The 13571-nt window shown below is 65.7% G+C and carries 15 protein-coding genes and 1 pseudogene; 13 read left to right on the top strand and 3 right to left on the bottom strand.

From position 1 onward, the window contains the following. Window positions 1-50 precede the first annotated feature (50 nt). The 4 genes from MKAN_RS18225 (at window position 51) to MKAN_RS18210 (ending at window position 2539) form a co-directional block, all read left to right on the top strand. A complete protein-coding gene (locus MKAN_RS18225; RefSeq protein WP_023370715.1) occupies window positions 51-422 on the top strand; it encodes a group I truncated hemoglobin in 372 nt (123 codons plus the stop codon). Window positions 423-638: 216 nt separating this feature from the next. Continuing rightward, window positions 639-1625: a PE family protein gene (locus MKAN_RS18220; protein WP_023370713.1), complete on the top strand. Its 987-nt coding sequence runs from the start codon at window positions 639-641 to the stop codon at window positions 1623-1625. Between the two features lie 77 nt (window positions 1626-1702). Next, window positions 1703-2188 carry a hypothetical protein gene (locus MKAN_RS18215; protein ID WP_023370711.1) on the top strand — a complete coding sequence of 162 codons (486 nt, stop codon included), beginning with the start codon at window positions 1703-1705 and terminating at the stop codon, window positions 2186-2188. A 120-nt stretch (window positions 2189-2308) separates the two neighbouring features. Next, complete coding sequence (locus tag MKAN_RS18210; RefSeq protein WP_023370709.1) at window positions 2309-2539, top strand: hypothetical protein; 231 nt, start codon at window positions 2309-2311, stop codon at window positions 2537-2539. Here MKAN_RS18210 and MKAN_RS18205 read toward each other — a convergent pair. After that, a complete protein-coding gene (locus MKAN_RS18205; RefSeq protein WP_023370706.1) occupies window positions 2514-3284 on the bottom strand; it encodes a Mut7-C RNAse domain-containing protein in 771 nt (256 codons plus the stop codon). The two genes, MKAN_RS18210 and MKAN_RS18205, sit on opposite strands and share 26 nt — an antisense overlap. 123 nt (window positions 3285-3407) lie before the next feature. Here MKAN_RS18205 and MKAN_RS18200 point away from each other — a divergent pair, with 123 nt between their 5' ends. From MKAN_RS18200 to MKAN_RS18185, 4 genes are all read left to right on the top strand, one after another. Further along, window positions 3408-4550, top strand: a complete 1143-nt coding sequence (locus MKAN_RS18200) for a CapA family protein (RefSeq protein ID WP_036395312.1) — start codon at window positions 3408-3410, stop codon at window positions 4548-4550. A gap of 75 nt (window positions 4551-4625) precedes the next feature. Further along, window positions 4626-5741, top strand: a complete 1116-nt coding sequence (gene ald / locus MKAN_RS18195) for an alanine dehydrogenase (RefSeq protein ID WP_023370702.1) — start codon at window positions 4626-4628, stop codon at window positions 5739-5741. Window positions 5742-5883: 142 nt separating this feature from the next. Further along, the gene (locus tag MKAN_RS18190; RefSeq protein ID WP_023370700.1) at window positions 5884-6198 is read left to right on the top strand and encodes an ANTAR domain-containing protein; all 315 of its coding nucleotides are present in this window, start codon (window positions 5884-5886) and stop codon (window positions 6196-6198) included. Window positions 6199-6294: 96 nt separating this feature from the next. Next, entirely contained in the window at window positions 6295-7659 is a 1365-nt protein-coding gene (locus tag MKAN_RS18185) for a nicotinate phosphoribosyltransferase (protein ID WP_023370698.1), read from the top strand. A gap of 211 nt (window positions 7660-7870) precedes the next feature. Here MKAN_RS18185 and MKAN_RS32615 read toward each other — a convergent pair whose 3' ends face one another. Further along, entirely contained in the window at window positions 7871-7993 is a 123-nt protein-coding gene (locus MKAN_RS32615) for a hypothetical protein (protein ID WP_023370696.1), read from the bottom strand. A 350-nt stretch (window positions 7994-8343) separates the two neighbouring features. On the opposite strand from MKAN_RS32615, the gene MKAN_RS18180 reads away from it, so the two are divergent. Together MKAN_RS18180 and MKAN_RS32115 are read left to right on the top strand one after the other, a co-directional pair. Continuing rightward, window positions 8344-8778 carry a CBS domain-containing protein gene (locus MKAN_RS18180; RefSeq protein ID WP_023370692.1) on the top strand — a complete coding sequence of 145 codons (435 nt, stop codon included), beginning with the start codon at window positions 8344-8346 and terminating at the stop codon, window positions 8776-8778. 439 nt (window positions 8779-9217) lie between these two features. Further along, window positions 9218-9610 (top strand): hypothetical protein, encoded by a 393-nt coding sequence (locus tag MKAN_RS32115; RefSeq protein ID WP_023370690.1) that lies wholly within the window; start codon window positions 9218-9220, stop codon window positions 9608-9610. Window positions 9611-9696: 86 nt separating this feature from the next. On the opposite strand, the gene MKAN_RS18170 is transcribed toward MKAN_RS32115, so the two are convergent. Beyond that, entirely contained in the window at window positions 9697-10128 is a 432-nt protein-coding gene (locus tag MKAN_RS18170; RefSeq protein WP_036395277.1) for a DUF2267 domain-containing protein, read from the bottom strand. A gap of 236 nt (window positions 10129-10364) precedes the next feature. On the opposite strand from MKAN_RS18170, the pseudogene MKAN_RS18165 reads away from it, so the two are divergent. From MKAN_RS18165 to MKAN_RS18155, 3 genes and pseudogenes are all read left to right on the top strand, one after another. Next, window positions 10365-11694: pseudogene (locus MKAN_RS18165) on the top strand (phosphoribosyltransferase family protein); the annotation flags it as partial. A 14-nt stretch (window positions 11695-11708) separates the two neighbouring features. Then, window positions 11709-12131 (top strand): archease, encoded by a 423-nt coding sequence (locus MKAN_RS18160; RefSeq protein ID WP_036395311.1) that lies wholly within the window; start codon window positions 11709-11711, stop codon window positions 12129-12131. A 12-nt stretch (window positions 12132-12143) separates the two neighbouring features. After that, window positions 12144-13565 carry an RtcB family protein gene (locus MKAN_RS18155; RefSeq protein WP_023370682.1) on the top strand — a complete coding sequence of 474 codons (1422 nt, stop codon included), beginning with the start codon at window positions 12144-12146 and terminating at the stop codon, window positions 13563-13565. Window positions 13566-13571: the final 6 nt, after the last annotated feature.

Genomic DNA, 13571 nt, shown 5'->3' with positions numbered 1-13571 from the left:
GGATCGAGAAGTGTATGTGTCCCGCATCAACGCAAGCCGAATGGACAACGATGACCGACAGAACACTCTACGAACGGTTGGGCGGTTACGACGCCATTTCCGCGGTGAGCCACGATCTTGTGGACCGCTTGCAAAAAGATCCGCAGCTCGGCCGTTTTTGGCAGCACCGCGGCGAGGACGGCCTGAAGCGGGAACGCCAACTGCTCGTCGATTTTCTATGCGCGGCGACCGGCGGCCCCATGTATTACCGGGGCCGCGACATGGCCCTTACCCATCGAGGCATGCGTATCAGTGAAAGCGATTGGGCCATTTTCCTCCAGCACGCCGACGCGACCCTGAAGAGATTTGAAGTCCCTCAACCCGAATACGACGAAGTTGTCGCGTTCGTCCAGACCACAAAAGGGGAAATCGTCGAAGTGTGAACCCGGGCTTGCCGCCGGGCGTCGACGGCGACGCATTGCCGCGTGACTACCGCCATCAGCTCATCGCGACCAGCGGCCCGACAAAGCCAGCCCGAAGGACGCTGATTAAGGCCAGGAAAGACTTCACGTTTTTCCGCCCGTATCGCGGGCTCGCCATTAAGCTGACCGTCGTCTTGATGACCAGCGACCGCGGTAGCGAACCAATGGGAGGCAGAAATGTCCTTTGTGCTCACGCCGGAGATGCTGACAACGGCAGCACAAGATTTGGCGGCCATGCATTCCACATTGGGCGAGGTGAGCGTGACCGCTGCCGGCCCGACCACAGCATTGGCAGCTGCGGCCGAGGACGAGGTATCGGCCGGGATCGCGGCGCTGTTCGGCGCCTTTGGCCGGGAATATCAAATAGTCAGCTCCCAAGCTCAGGCGTTTCATGAGCGGTTCGTCAATTTATTGAACGCAGGCGCCAGCGCCTACTGCAGCGCCGAGGCCGCCAATGTGAGCTCCTTCACCGCCGCAGCATCGGTCAACACCGATCCGTACCAGAACCTCATCGCGAATACCACCGGCAATCTGCAAAGAATCAGCAATACCTGGACTAACAAAACGGCACCTTCCCTGCTTCGGGCGGTCACCGGCTACCCGCAGCTGATCTCCACGTCGCTGGCGACCGGAAATCCGCTGCCGCTCCTGGGCATACCCGTACGCCTCGCTCAGGGTGGCACAACGCTGTATCAAGCAATCTCCGCCCCGATGTCGCTGACGCCGTCCCTGACTTTGTCGGGCCTATCACTCGAGTTGAATCTCGGACTGCCAGAACTTCTGGGGCTCAACGCTTTAGGTGCACCGGTCAACGCAGCCATGGCGGCCGGAACAAGCGCCACATCATTTGTCGGCGCCGTGTCTACGGGGGACCCGGTGGGAGCGGCCACCGCACTCTTCGGTGCACCGGCCCACATTGTCGACGGCTTCCTCAATGGCCACCAGACCCTATCGACGCAGCTACTCCTGCCGGGACTGTCCGTCACGGCCAACGTCCCGCTAAACGGGCTTCTCGGACCGCTCGAACCGCTCACCGCGACGGCGACGCTGCCCGGTCTGCCGCTGCTCAATACACTCACCGTCACGGGCTCACACTTCGGCGGCCTCGTCCCAACCCTGTTGGAATACGTACCAGAACTGCTCGTGACGGCACTGGGTCCCTAAGTCCCTCACCAGCGGACCGGGCACGGAGCGTGCGGCAAACTCCCCGATACCGGCCCGCATTGCCCTACGGTATTGGCATGACAGAACAGTCGTACGCGGTGGACGTCGGGCATCCGCCTTCGGCCCTGCTTCGGGCCGTCAACCCGGTTCTTGGCTTCCTCCTGGGCACTCCGCTGGCGGGCCCGATACGCAAACAATTGATGGTGCTGAACTTCACGGGGCGAAAGACGGGACGGCAGTTTTCACTTCCGTTGAGCGCCCATGTGATCGACAACGAGCTCTATGCGCTGACCGGCGCCGGATGGAAGCAGAATTTCCGCGGCGGCGCGCCCGCGCAGGTCGTCTACGACGGTAAGACGACCGCCATGCGGGGCGAGCTCATCCGGGACCGCGAGGTGGTAACCGATCTTTTCCTGCGCTGTGCCCAGTCCTACGGTCCCAAGCGGGCCCAACGGATGATGGGGCTGAAATTCCGTGACCCGCGGATCCCGACGCTCGAGGAATTCGCCGAGGCCGTCGACCGGCTGAAGCTCGCCGCGGTCAAATTGACCCCGGCCCGCTAACCGTCGCGTCAGGGTGCGAAACCGGCTGCGTGCCAGCATCTTTGACGGCTCGGCCGCAGCAAGGTCGATGCTATCGGTGGCGCTGGCCGCAAGCGGGCCCTTTCCCAGGCGCGATCAGCGATGCCCGGGCTACCCGATTCGGTGCTGCGGATCGCGCCGACCGGAAGCTGGATCTTCCGCGAGTGTGGCGCGTGGGGCTCGGCAGATCCGACGCTCGGCGTGCTGCCCACTTCGGCCTGCGCCCAGTCGATCATGACGGCGTTTCTGGCCGACCCGAACCGCGACGTCGATCAATCCTGTATCCAGCAAACCACCGTGCCCACCTTCAGTCTCCCGGAGCCGCATCGGTAGCCAGCCGGTCGAGGAGCCTTTCGACCTGGCGGACCAGCCGCGCATGATGTGAACCGGCCCAATAGATCCGGCCGCAGTCCGGGCAGCGGTTGAATTCCTGGTAGTAGCGGCGGGTCAGCGGCTCGAGACGGTCCATCACCTCGTCCTTGGAAACCGCGGCCAGCCTGCCGTTGCATCGCACGCACCGGGTGAACGGCGCCAGGCGTTGTCGCAAGTCCAGTCGCCGGATCACTTCGAGTGTCTGCTCCTCGGGATTCTGGGAGTGGACGAACAACCCGTGGGTGACGGCGCGGCGCTTCAACAGACCGCGGTCGCGGGTCAACAGGATTCGCTGCTTCGACACGCTGACGTCAACCAGCGTCGGGTCATCGGCGGCGCTTGACCACCACACGTCCAATCCGAGCAGCCGAAGCAGGCGCGCCAGCCGGCCGAGGTTCACATCGACGACAAACCGCGGATTACGCAAGGGCACCGGACGCAGCCGGGTCGTCGACTCGATGTCGAGCGCCTCGAACATCGGGTAGGCGGCAATGCGGTCCCCCGCGGAAGGCCGGTGGCTGAAATCAGCTGGCTGACCGTTCACCAGGATGAGGTCCACCTCGGTATGCGGAATGCCCATCGCTTCCAGGACATCCTTGACCGTCTGATGGCTGCGGAACGGTCGGCGCACAGTCAGACCGCGCGACTCCGGGTCAACGAAGTCGTTGAGTTCCGCGTAGGCCCGCACATCCACGTAACCGACCACTCCTCATGTTCTACCGTGCGGCGGTGCCCGCCCGGCTTGCGGAGCACCTTGCCGGTCTGTACACCGAAGTGCGGTGTTCCGATTGACTGTGGACGGCGGTGGTTCGGCGTGGTCTCTGATGTGATGACGATGCTGCTGGGCGGCGACGTCATGCTCGGCCGTGGTGTCGATCAGATCCTGGCGCACCCGGGCAACCCGGAATTGCGTGAGCGGTACCTGCGGGATGCGACGGGGTATGTCCGCCTGGCCGAGCGGGTGAACGGGCCGATTCCGCGTCCCGTCGATTGGCGGTGGCCGTGGGGTGAGGTGCTCGATGTCCTCGACGACGTCGGCACCGACGTCCGCGTGGTCAATCTGGAAACGACGATCACCACCGGCAGTGAATTCGCCGACCGCAAGCCGGTGTGTTACCGGATGCATCCGGATAACATGGCAGTGCTGACGGCGTTGCGACCGGACGCATGCGCGCTGGCCAACAACCACATTCTCGACTTCGGCTACCAGGGGCTGACCGACACCGTCGCGGCTCTCGCCGCCGCCGGCATCCGGGGCGCCGGGGCGGGCCCCGACCTGCCCACCGCGCGCCGCCCGGCGGTGGTCACGGTAGGCGACCGGCACCGGGTCATCATCGGCTCGGTCGCGACCACATCCAGCGGGGTCCCCGAATCCTGGGCCGCGCAACACCACCGGCCCGGTGTCTGGCTAGTTCGTGATCCGTCGCAACGCGAGGCCGCCGATGACGTCGCGGCACAGGTGCTGGCCGGTGAAGGCGACGGCAAAGGCGATGGTGTCACCGTCGTCTCGGTGCACTGGGGATCCAATTGGGGCTACGCGGTAGCACCGAGTGAAATCGCATTCGCACACCGACTGATCGACGCCGGCGTCGATATCGTGCACGGCCACTCGTCGCACCATCCCAGGCCGATCGAGATCTACCGCGGCAAACCGATCCTGTACGGGTGTGGTGACGTCATCGACGACTACGAGGGCATCGGCGGGCACGAGTCGTTCCGCGGCGAACTTCGGCTGCTGTATTTGGCCTCCACCGATCCTGCGACGGGAAAATTGTTCTCGCTGAAGATGATTCCGCTGCGGGTTAAGCAGATGCGCCTGCACCGGGCCACCTCGACCGACACCGAGTGGTTACGCCGCACCATCGAACACGTCAGCCGCAGGTTCGGGATTCGGGTCACCGCCGGGCCCGACGATCTGCTCGAGGTGTCCTCAGCCGGGGACACCCATTCCCCGGTAGCGGCGCGGGGCTGAGGCCACACCACTGCCGAGGCGGCGGCACCTGCCGGATAGGGTCGTCGGCGTCATCGACCAACCCCAGGAGCTGCCATGCGAGTCGGCGTCCCGACCGAGACCAAGAACAATGAGTTCCGCGTCGCCATCACCCCGGCCGGCGTCAGGGAACTGACCCGTCGGGGCCATCAGGTCACCATCCAGGCCGGCGCCGGCGAGGGATCGTCGATTGCCGACGCCGACTACGTCGCTGCCGGCGCCCAGGTCGCCGACGCCGCCGAAGGAGTGTGGGCCGCAGCGGAGCTGCTGCTGAAGGTCAAGGAGCCCATCGAGATCGAGTATGGGCTGCTGCGCCGCGGACAGATCCTGTTCACCTATCTGCACCTTGCCGCGTCGTTGCCGTGCACCGAAGCACTGCTGCGTTCGGGGGTGACGTCGATTGCCTACGAGACCGTCCAGACCGTCGACGGCGAGCTGCCGTTGCTGGCCCCGATGAGTGAGGTCGCCGGCCGGCTGGGCGCCCAGGTGGGGGCCTACCATCTGATGAAGCCGGCCGGCGGCCGCGGCATCGTGATGGGCGGAGTGCCGGGCACGGGGCCGGCCGACGTGGTCGTGATCGGCGCCGGCACCGTGGGCTACAACGCGGCACGAGTGGCCAGCGGGATGGGCGCCCACGTGACCGTGCTGGACGTGAATATCGAACGGCTGCGCCAGCTCGACGCCGAGTTCGGCGGCCGGATCCGCACCCGCTACTCGACCGGCCTCGAACTCGAGGGTGCGGTCAAGCGGGCCGACCTGGTGATCGGCGCGGTCCTGGTTCCCGGGCACAAGGCACCCAGACTCGTGTCGAATTCGCTTGTGGCGCAGATGAAACCGGGCGCGGTGCTGCTCGATGTCTCGATCGACCAGGGCGGTTGCTTCGAGGACTCCCGGCCCACCACCCACGACGAGCCCACGTTTCGTGTGCACGACACGGTGTTCTACTGCGTGGCCAACATGCCCGGCGCGGTGCCGCGGACATCCACGTTCGCGCTGACCAACGCGACGCTGCCCTATGTGCTCAAGCTGGCGGACCAGGGCTGGCAGGCCGCATGCCGGTCCGATGTCGCGCTGGCTAACGGCCTGTCCACCCACGAGGGTTTGCTGCTCAGCGACGAGGTGGGCGCCGATCTGGGGTTGCCGTTCACCGATCCGGCGCAGCTGTTGAGCTGACCGTTCGGGCGGCTTAGGCCGGTCGGGCAGGTCGGGCCGGCACCGGGTGCCCTTCGGCCCCACGTTGATGGGCCTTATGACTCTGCCCACGCGACGACACGGCTGGCCACTATCGAGAGCATCACCAACAAGGGAGCACACGGTGGAACTACGACAGACCGACCGCGCGCGCGATGCTCGGCGCGGTGGCCAGCGAAGGCTCGGCGCCGCCGAGGGCGTGCTGGTTGCGCTGCGGCATTGCAGCCTCGACGAGGCCTTCAGCGACATCGTGCAAACGGCCAAGCAGCACAATGTGGCCCCGATGGAATTGGCCCACGGGTTGGTGGCGATCGCCGAGAACGATGTCACGTACGACGTTGACGACGCGGTCGTGGCTGCCGTGAGCCGCGCCTGGGGCGACCTGTTGGCCAGGTCCGGGCAGGATCGGTACGGCGAACCAGCGCCGCAATCGAATTAGTCAAACTTATTGGGCGCCAACGATGATCGGCGTCGATCCGGTTCTCGCCCAGGGTCGTTGATGTCGCGAGCGATGAGCAAGGGATAACCGGCAGCCATGGCGATCCGTCAGGACATCGGGGCGCTGTTCACCGACCTGTATCAGGTGGCGATGGCGCAGGCCTACTGGGCCCAAGCAATGTCGGGCACGGCGGTTTTCGAGACGTTCTTCCGCAAGCTCCCACCGAGCCGGTCGTACATCGTGGCCGCCGGCCTGTCCGACGTGGTCGACTTCCTCGAATCGTATCGATTCGACGAACAAGATCTGGACTACCTGCGCAGCCTGGGCCAGTTCTCCGACGAGTTCCTGCGGTGGCTCGCCGGCGTGCGCTTCACCGGAGAAGTCTGGGCGGTGCCGGAAGGAACCGTGGTCTTTCCGAACGAGCCGATTGTCGCGGTGATCGCGCCGATCATCGAAGCGCAGCTCGTCGAAACCTTTGTGCTGAACCAGGTTCACCTGCAAAGTGTGCTCGCAAGCAAGGCCGCGCGGGTGGTCGGCGCCGCCCGCGGACGGCCGGTGGTGGACTTCGGCGCCCGGCGCGCTCACGGCGCCGATGCGGCCCTGAAGGTGGCGCGCACCAGCTACCTTGCCGGTGCGGCGGGCACGTCGAATCTTCTGGCGGCCCGCCACTACGGGATTCCCGCGTTCGGCACGATGGCGCACAGCTATGTGCAAGCCTTCGACAACGAGATCGACGCCTTCGACACGTTTGCCCGCCTCTACCCCGGCACCACGCTGCTCGTCGACACCTACGACACGCTGCGCGGCGTCGATCGCGTCATCGAGCTGGCGCGACGACTCGGCGATCGCTTCGACGTGCGGGCGGTCCGGCTGGATTCGGGAGACCTCGGCGCACTGTCGAAGGCGGCGCGCGCCCGGCTGGACGCCGCGGGTCTCAACCGGGTCGAGATCTTCGCCTCGTCGGGCCTCGACGAGCACCGCATCGCCGCGCTGTTGGCTGCAGGCTGCCCGATCGACGGCTTCGGCGTCGGCACCAACTTGGTCGTCGCAGCCGACGCGCCCGCCCTCGACATGGCCTACAAGCTGGTGGAATACGACGGCATCGGCCGCACCAAGTTGTCCAGCGGCAAGGTGATCTATCCGGGACGCAAGCAGGTGTTGCGCAGCCTCGAGCATGGGGTCTTCACCGGCGACCTGCTCGGCCGGCACGACGAAAAGCTGCCCGGTGAGCCGTTGTTGGTGCCCATCATGAGCAAGGGCCGGCGTCTCGCGCGGCACGTGTCCGACCTGGCGGCCGCGCGCGACCGGGCGCGCCAGCAAACCGACGCGCTGCCGCCGGAGCTTCGTTCGCTCGACGACATCGGCTACACGTACCCGGTGGTCGTCAGCGACGCCGTGGTGAGCGAACTCGAGCGGATACGGCGCTCCGGCAGGGCAACGCGGGGGTCGCAACCGAGCTGATCCGGTTTCGGCCACAAACCGATCCTCAGTACTGATCGGGAGTGAATCCTATGCGGCCCGAACGGTGTTGGTCGCTGACGGTGGGGTGTTCTCCGGTGGACCGGCATGCCTGGTCGTCGTTGTGGGCGTGGCGGTGAGCCATAACTACGGCACCGTCGTGTGGTTCCCGATGGCTGCGCAGGTCTGGCCGGTGGAGTGCCCGCTCGCATCCTCAACCGGCCGTCTGAACATCGATCGTGACGGGCTCACCGACCGGGTTACCCGCGGGGTCCAGGACGGCGGCGGCGAGATGACCGGCGTTCAGATCGACACCGAGCACGTTGGCGTCGCGCAATTGGTCAGCCTAACCACCGGTTCGGGCTTGGTGGTCCAGGACGCGTCCAGATACCAGCGGCCTGGCACGGTGGCTGAGCCGGCGCACCATGCTGCTGGTCGTCACGCTGACGCTCGATCTGTTTTCGTTGTGGCCGCCGCTGGCGGTGCTCTTGCTGCTGTGCGGGCTCACGTCGAGCGGGTGACGGCGGCGCCTCGGCACCGACTCGCCCGTCGGCGCGGCACTTTTCCGGGCCCAATGTTGTCGCCCCGAAGGCCCAATGGCCCTAGAACGGCGCGATCGGCATGTCTAGATTTCAGACTGCCGCACCGTCGAAAGCCGAGCGTTACCGAAGTTACAGGAGAAATGCCATGAGCACCGCCAAAGACATCATGCACATCGGAGCGACCTGTATCGGCGAACATGAGACCCTCGCCGCTGCGGCCCGGCACATGCGTGATCTGGGGGTGGGCGCCCTGCCGATCTGCGGGGACGACGACCGCCTGCACGGCATGATCACCGACCGCGACATCGTCACCAAATGCATTGCCGCCGGCCACGACCCGAACACGATGACCGCCAGCGAACTGGCCCAGGGCAGCACCTATCATGTCGAGGCCGACGCCAGCATCGAAGGGATGCTCAACGTGATGGAAGAGCATCAGGTGCGACGGCTGCCGGTCATCGAGGATCACCGGCTGGTGGGCATCGTCTCCGAAGCCGACATCGCCCGGCACTTACCGGAACACGCAATAGCCCAATTCGTCAAAGCGATCTGCGCACAGCAAGCGATCACCAGTCGCTGACCCCTCGGAGCAGATGGCAAGCCATGAGTGTTCATCGAAGACGGGAAGTCGCCCACCCGTGAACCGATGGTGGACACAGTGAGGCCTGGGAAGTGAGGAGCATATGGTTGCCCACCCGCAATGCGCACGCTGCAAACAGCCGATTGAAGCCGGATGGCTCTACATCACCGTGCATCGCCGCGGCCAAGCCGCAACGTCCGAAGACAGCGCAGTCCTCATCCATGTTCCCGGCGAATGTCCACGTCCCGGGGAACACGTTCCGCCAAGCTAGCCAGTCGTCCGGGTCGTCGAACAGGTGCGCCGAAGGGGCTTCAGGCGGGTACAGGAGAACACTAATGTGTTGTCCGACAACGCTTCTGGATGAGGAATGAACAGCGGCGTGGCCGCGGCGACATTGTGTCATTACAGCAACCGGTGATTCATAGAGAGGAAAACACCAATGGCTGAGCACGCCACGGAACAACAGAAGCCGCAGAAGAAGACGAGCGCCAAGAAGACCGCCGTCAAGAAGACGACCGCCAAAGCAAAGAAGGCCGTAGCGCACCCCGTAGCCAGGAAGGCGGGGCAGAACGCAACGGCGAAGACAGCGGTGGAACGCGGTGCGAGGATCCTGGTCCTTACCGATGATCCCCGCAGGAGCGTCGTGATTGTGCCCGGTTGCCACATCGATTCCATGCGCCAAGAAGGCGACGCGTACTTCTTCGAGGACGGCAATGCGCTGGTTGGGATGATCGTCGAGGGCGGCACGGTTGAGTATCATCGTGCCGACCGCACATATGTCGTGCGGCTCACCGACGGAAGACATACGCCTACGCCAGCTGCCGAATGTTGATCGGCGCTTCGATCGACCAAGCTCGACGGTCAGCGATGAAGTACTTCCGACCCAGAATTCTATGCGCAGCTGAAGTTCTGCCGCGGCTATGCCTGGGGCTGCAGCAGCACCCGGATTTCGTTCGGGAGCTGATCCAGAGCCTTGGCCACCTGGGCCGGTGGCAGGAAATGCAGTAACGCGGCGGTAACCGCACCAGCCGCCTTGTCGACGTCCTTGTGGGAGATGTTCGCCTCACGGGCAAACCGGGCGATATAGGCCTCAGCGTTGTACTTCACCGGGACGCCGCCAGGATCCCAGCCCGCGTAGAAGACGCCCCTGATCAGGTCCGGCAGTTGGGCCGCAAAGTGCGCAGCTGCCTCCACTGGAAGCCGATCCCGAAGTGTATGCAGCCATGCCCGCAGCACTCCATAGGCGAACTCGCGATCATCGGTGTCGAATTCATTGGCCACTTCGTTAACCCACGTATGAGCAACATGCATCGCATGGTCGAGCGCCGAAACCTTCGTATTGGCGGGCATGACTACCTCCTCGCGGCTGTCTCCAGCACACACCGGCCGCCATTCCACCCGCCAGGGGCCGAAAGTCACTACTTACTAACGCCGCACAAAGCCAGTGCGACGACAACATGTCACCGATCTCCGCAGTCGTTCGCCCTGCCGGCGGCGTGACACCGCCGGTCCGAAGGGACCGTGGTCAGTCACCCAAGGGACCTAATTCCATTCCGCTGGGCGTTAGATCGCGACACACTCGGCAGATGAGGCCATTTGAGGATCGCAGCGATGCCGGACGGCAGTTAGCGCAGCGGCTCAAGCATCTGTACGGCCGAGGTGTCGTCGTCCTCGGGCTGCCGCGCGGCGGGGTGCCGGTGGCCTTCGAGGTCGCCAAGGCACTGCAGGCACCACTCGACGTCCTCGTCGTGCGCAAGCTCGGGGTGCCGTTTCAACCAGAATTGGCCTTTGGAGCCATCGGGGAAGACGGCGTGCGGGTGCTCAACGACGGCGTCGTTCGCGCGGCAAGCCTCGATGACGAAGACGTGCAGGCGGTCGAACGCACGCAACGGATCGAACTGCAACGTCGCGTGGAACGCTTCCGTCGCGGACGTGACCGGATCCCGTTGACCGGACGGATCGCGGTAATCGTCGATGACGGTATCGCGACCGGCGCGACGGCCAAGGCGGGCTGCCAAGTCGCCCGGGCGCAGGGGGCCGGCACGGTGATCCTGGCCGTTCCCATCGGCCCCGACGACATCGTCGCGCGATTCGCCGGATATGCCGACGAGGTGGTTTGCCTGGAAACCCCGCCGCTTTTCTTCGCCGTCGGACAGGGTTACCACAACTTTGCCCAAACCTCCGACGACGAGGTGATCGCTCTCCTCGATCGCGCCCGGAACGACTTTGCCTCGGCTGCGGCGATCGACACCGCGGCCGACCCACCCCTGCGAGACGAGGAAGTCCGGGTGCGCGCTGGCCCCGTCTCGGTGGCCGGGCACCTGACCATTCCCGAAAACCCCAGGGGAATAGTAGTTTTCGCGCATGGCAGCGGAAGCAGCCGGCACAGTCCACGCAATCGGCACGTGGCCGATGTCTTGAACGGAGCCGGTCTTGGCACGCTGCTGTTCGACTTGCTCACACCCGCAGAAGAACGCAACCGCGCCAACGTCTTCGATATCGAACTCTTGGCGTCCCGACTCGTCGACGTGACAGTTTGGCTGGCCACCCAGCCCGGCACCGCAGCCCTGCCGGTCGGCTACTTCGGTGCGAGCACTGGAGCGGGCGCGGCGCTGGTGGCGGCCACCGATCCGCGAGTAAAGGTGCGGGCGGTGGTGTCCCGCGGCGGTCGGCCCGATCTCGCGGGTCGCTCGCTGGTGAACGTCGTGGCGCCGACCCTGCTCATCGTGGGTGGACGCGACCACGTGGTCCTCGAGCTGAACCGACAGGCGCAAGCGGTGATACCTGGGCCGTGCGAACTCGCAGTGGTTCCCGACGCGACGCATCTGTTCGAAGAACCGGGCACGCTAGAACGGGTCGCGAATTTGGCGTGCGACTGGTTCCTCGACCACCTGAGCCGGGCCGTCACCACCGGGTAGGTGGCAAAGACCATGGCGCACAACAAAGCAGGGCATCGGAGCGTCCCGCACACGGCGGATCTCCGCATCGAGGCGTGGGCGCCGACCCGCGACGGGTGCATCAGGCAAGCGGTGCTCGGCGTGGTGGAGAGCTTCCTGGACACCTCCTCGGCCCCGGTGCAACAGACCCGGCGTCGCAGGGTGACCGCGAACAGTGACGACAGCCTGCTGGTCGCGGCCCTGGACGAGGTCATCTACCTGTTGGACACGACCGGCCAGGCCCCGGTCGAACTTATGCTGAGCGAGGCTGACGGTGGTGTCGACATGACGCTGGAGATGGTCGACGCCGGCGCGGTCCCTCAGGTCGGAGCAGTCCCAAAGGCGGTGTCGCTCAACGACCTTTGCCTGGTACGCGGCGAGCATGGCTGGCGATGCTCGGTAACTGTGGACGTCTGACGGAGCAGCCTGATGAAGCTGATCGAAGAGACTTCATACCGGTTGCGGATCGAACAAGAAGGAGCCATGCGGGTGCCGGGCATCGTGTTCGCCTCCCGCGACCTGCTGCCGGACGCGAGCGGTGACATGGCGCTGGCTCAGGTGGCCAACGTGGCGACCCTGCAGGGCATCGTCCGGGCCTCTTTCGCGATGCCCGACGTGCACTGGGGGTACGGTTTCCCGATCGGCGGCGTGGCCGCAACGGACATTGACGACGGCGGCGTCGTCTCCCCCGGCGGCGTCGGATTCGACATTTCCTGCGGGGTCCGTCTGCTGGTGAGCCCGGGGCTGGATCGCGACCGGCTGCGGCCAAGAATTCGCGCGGTGATGGATCGCCTCGATGCGGCCATACCGCGTGGGGTCGGCACCAAAGGCGTGTGGCGCCTGCCGGACCGCCGCGCCCTGGAGCAGGTCCTCACCGGCGGCGCCCGCTTCGCGGTGGAGCAGGGCCACGGCGTCACCCGGGACTTGCAGCGCTGCGAAGACGGCGGCGTGCTCGACGGCGCCGACGCGGCCACGGTCAGTGACCGGGCGATCGAACGGGGCCTCGGCCAGATCGGCAGCCTGGGTTCCGGCAACCACTTCCTCGAGGTGCAGGCCGTCGATCGCATCTACGACGACGGCGCCGCCGCGAGCATGGGGCTGGCCGAGGGCACGGTCTGCGTGATGATCCACACCGGCTCCCGGGGCCTGGGACATCAGATTTGCACCGACCATGTCCGGCAGATGGAAAATGCCATGGGCCGCTTCGGCATTGAGGTGCCCGACCGCCAGCTGGCATGCGTACCGGTCAATTCCCCCGAGGGTCGGGCGTACCTGGCCGCCATGGCAGCCGCGGCCAACTACGGACGCGCCAACCGCCAACTGTTGACCGAGGTCGCCCGTCGCGTGTTCGAACAGGCAACCGCCACGACGCTGGACGTGCTGTACGACGTGTCGCACAACCTGGCCAAGCTCGAAGAGCATCCAGTCGACGGCCGGTTGCGCACCGTCTGCGTGCACCGCAAGGGCGCGACGCGCTCGCTGCCGCCGCACCATCCGGACGTACCGCACGACCTGTCCGCGGTCGGCCAGCCGGTGCTGATCCCGGGCACGATGGGCACTGCCTCCTACGTCTTGACGGGAGTGCCGGACAACCCGGCATTCTTCTCGACGGCGCACGGAGCCGGCCGAGTGCAGAGTCGGCACCAGGCGGCCCGCCACACCGACGCCGACGCACTACGTAGCGGCCTGGAACGGGCCGGCATCCTCGTCCGCGGCAGCTCACGGCGGGGGCTGGCCGAAGAGAAGCCCGACGCGTACAAGGACATCGACACCGTCATCGAGACCAGCGATCGCGCCGGGCTGGCGCGTAAGGTCGCGCGGCTGGTGCCGCTGGGAGTCGTTAAAGGCTGACCACAC

The organism is Mycobacterium kansasii ATCC 12478 (assembly GCF_000157895.3).
GTDB lineage: Bacteria > Actinomycetota > Actinomycetes > Mycobacteriales > Mycobacteriaceae > Mycobacterium > Mycobacterium kansasii.
The sequence above is the reverse complement of the archived record's forward strand: the minus strand, read 5'-3'. Positions and strand labels throughout refer to the sequence as shown.

Excerpts from the sequence above, each read along its gene's own strand:
- MKAN_RS18225 (WP_023370715.1), top strand. The coding sequence starts at position 51 with ATGACCGACAGAACACTCTACGAACGGTTGGGCGGTTACGACGCCATT.
- MKAN_RS18220 (WP_023370713.1), top strand. The coding sequence starts at position 639 with ATGTCCTTTGTGCTCACGCCGGAGATGCTGACAACGGCAGCACAAGAT.
- MKAN_RS18215 (WP_023370711.1), top strand. The coding sequence starts at position 1,703 with ATGACAGAACAGTCGTACGCGGTGGACGTCGGGCATCCGCCTTCGGCC.
- MKAN_RS18210 (WP_023370709.1), top strand. The coding sequence starts at position 2,309 with ATGCCCGGGCTACCCGATTCGGTGCTGCGGATCGCGCCGACCGGAAGC.
- MKAN_RS18200 (WP_036395312.1), top strand. The coding sequence starts at position 3,408 with ATGACGATGCTGCTGGGCGGCGACGTCATGCTCGGCCGTGGTGTCGAT.
- ald (WP_023370702.1), top strand. The coding sequence starts at position 4,626 with ATGCGAGTCGGCGTCCCGACCGAGACCAAGAACAATGAGTTCCGCGTC.
- MKAN_RS18185 (WP_023370698.1), top strand. The coding sequence starts at position 6,295 with ATGGCGATCCGTCAGGACATCGGGGCGCTGTTCACCGACCTGTATCAG.
- MKAN_RS18180 (WP_023370692.1), top strand. The coding sequence starts at position 8,344 with ATGAGCACCGCCAAAGACATCATGCACATCGGAGCGACCTGTATCGGC.
- MKAN_RS32115 (WP_023370690.1), top strand. The coding sequence starts at position 9,218 with ATGGCTGAGCACGCCACGGAACAACAGAAGCCGCAGAAGAAGACGAGC.
- MKAN_RS18170 (WP_036395277.1), bottom strand. The coding sequence starts at position 10,128 with ATGCCCGCCAATACGAAGGTTTCGGCGCTCGACCATGCGATGCATGTT.
- MKAN_RS18160 (WP_036395311.1), top strand. The coding sequence starts at position 11,709 with ATGGCGCACAACAAAGCAGGGCATCGGAGCGTCCCGCACACGGCGGAT.
- MKAN_RS18155 (WP_023370682.1), top strand. The coding sequence starts at position 12,144 with ATGAAGCTGATCGAAGAGACTTCATACCGGTTGCGGATCGAACAAGAA.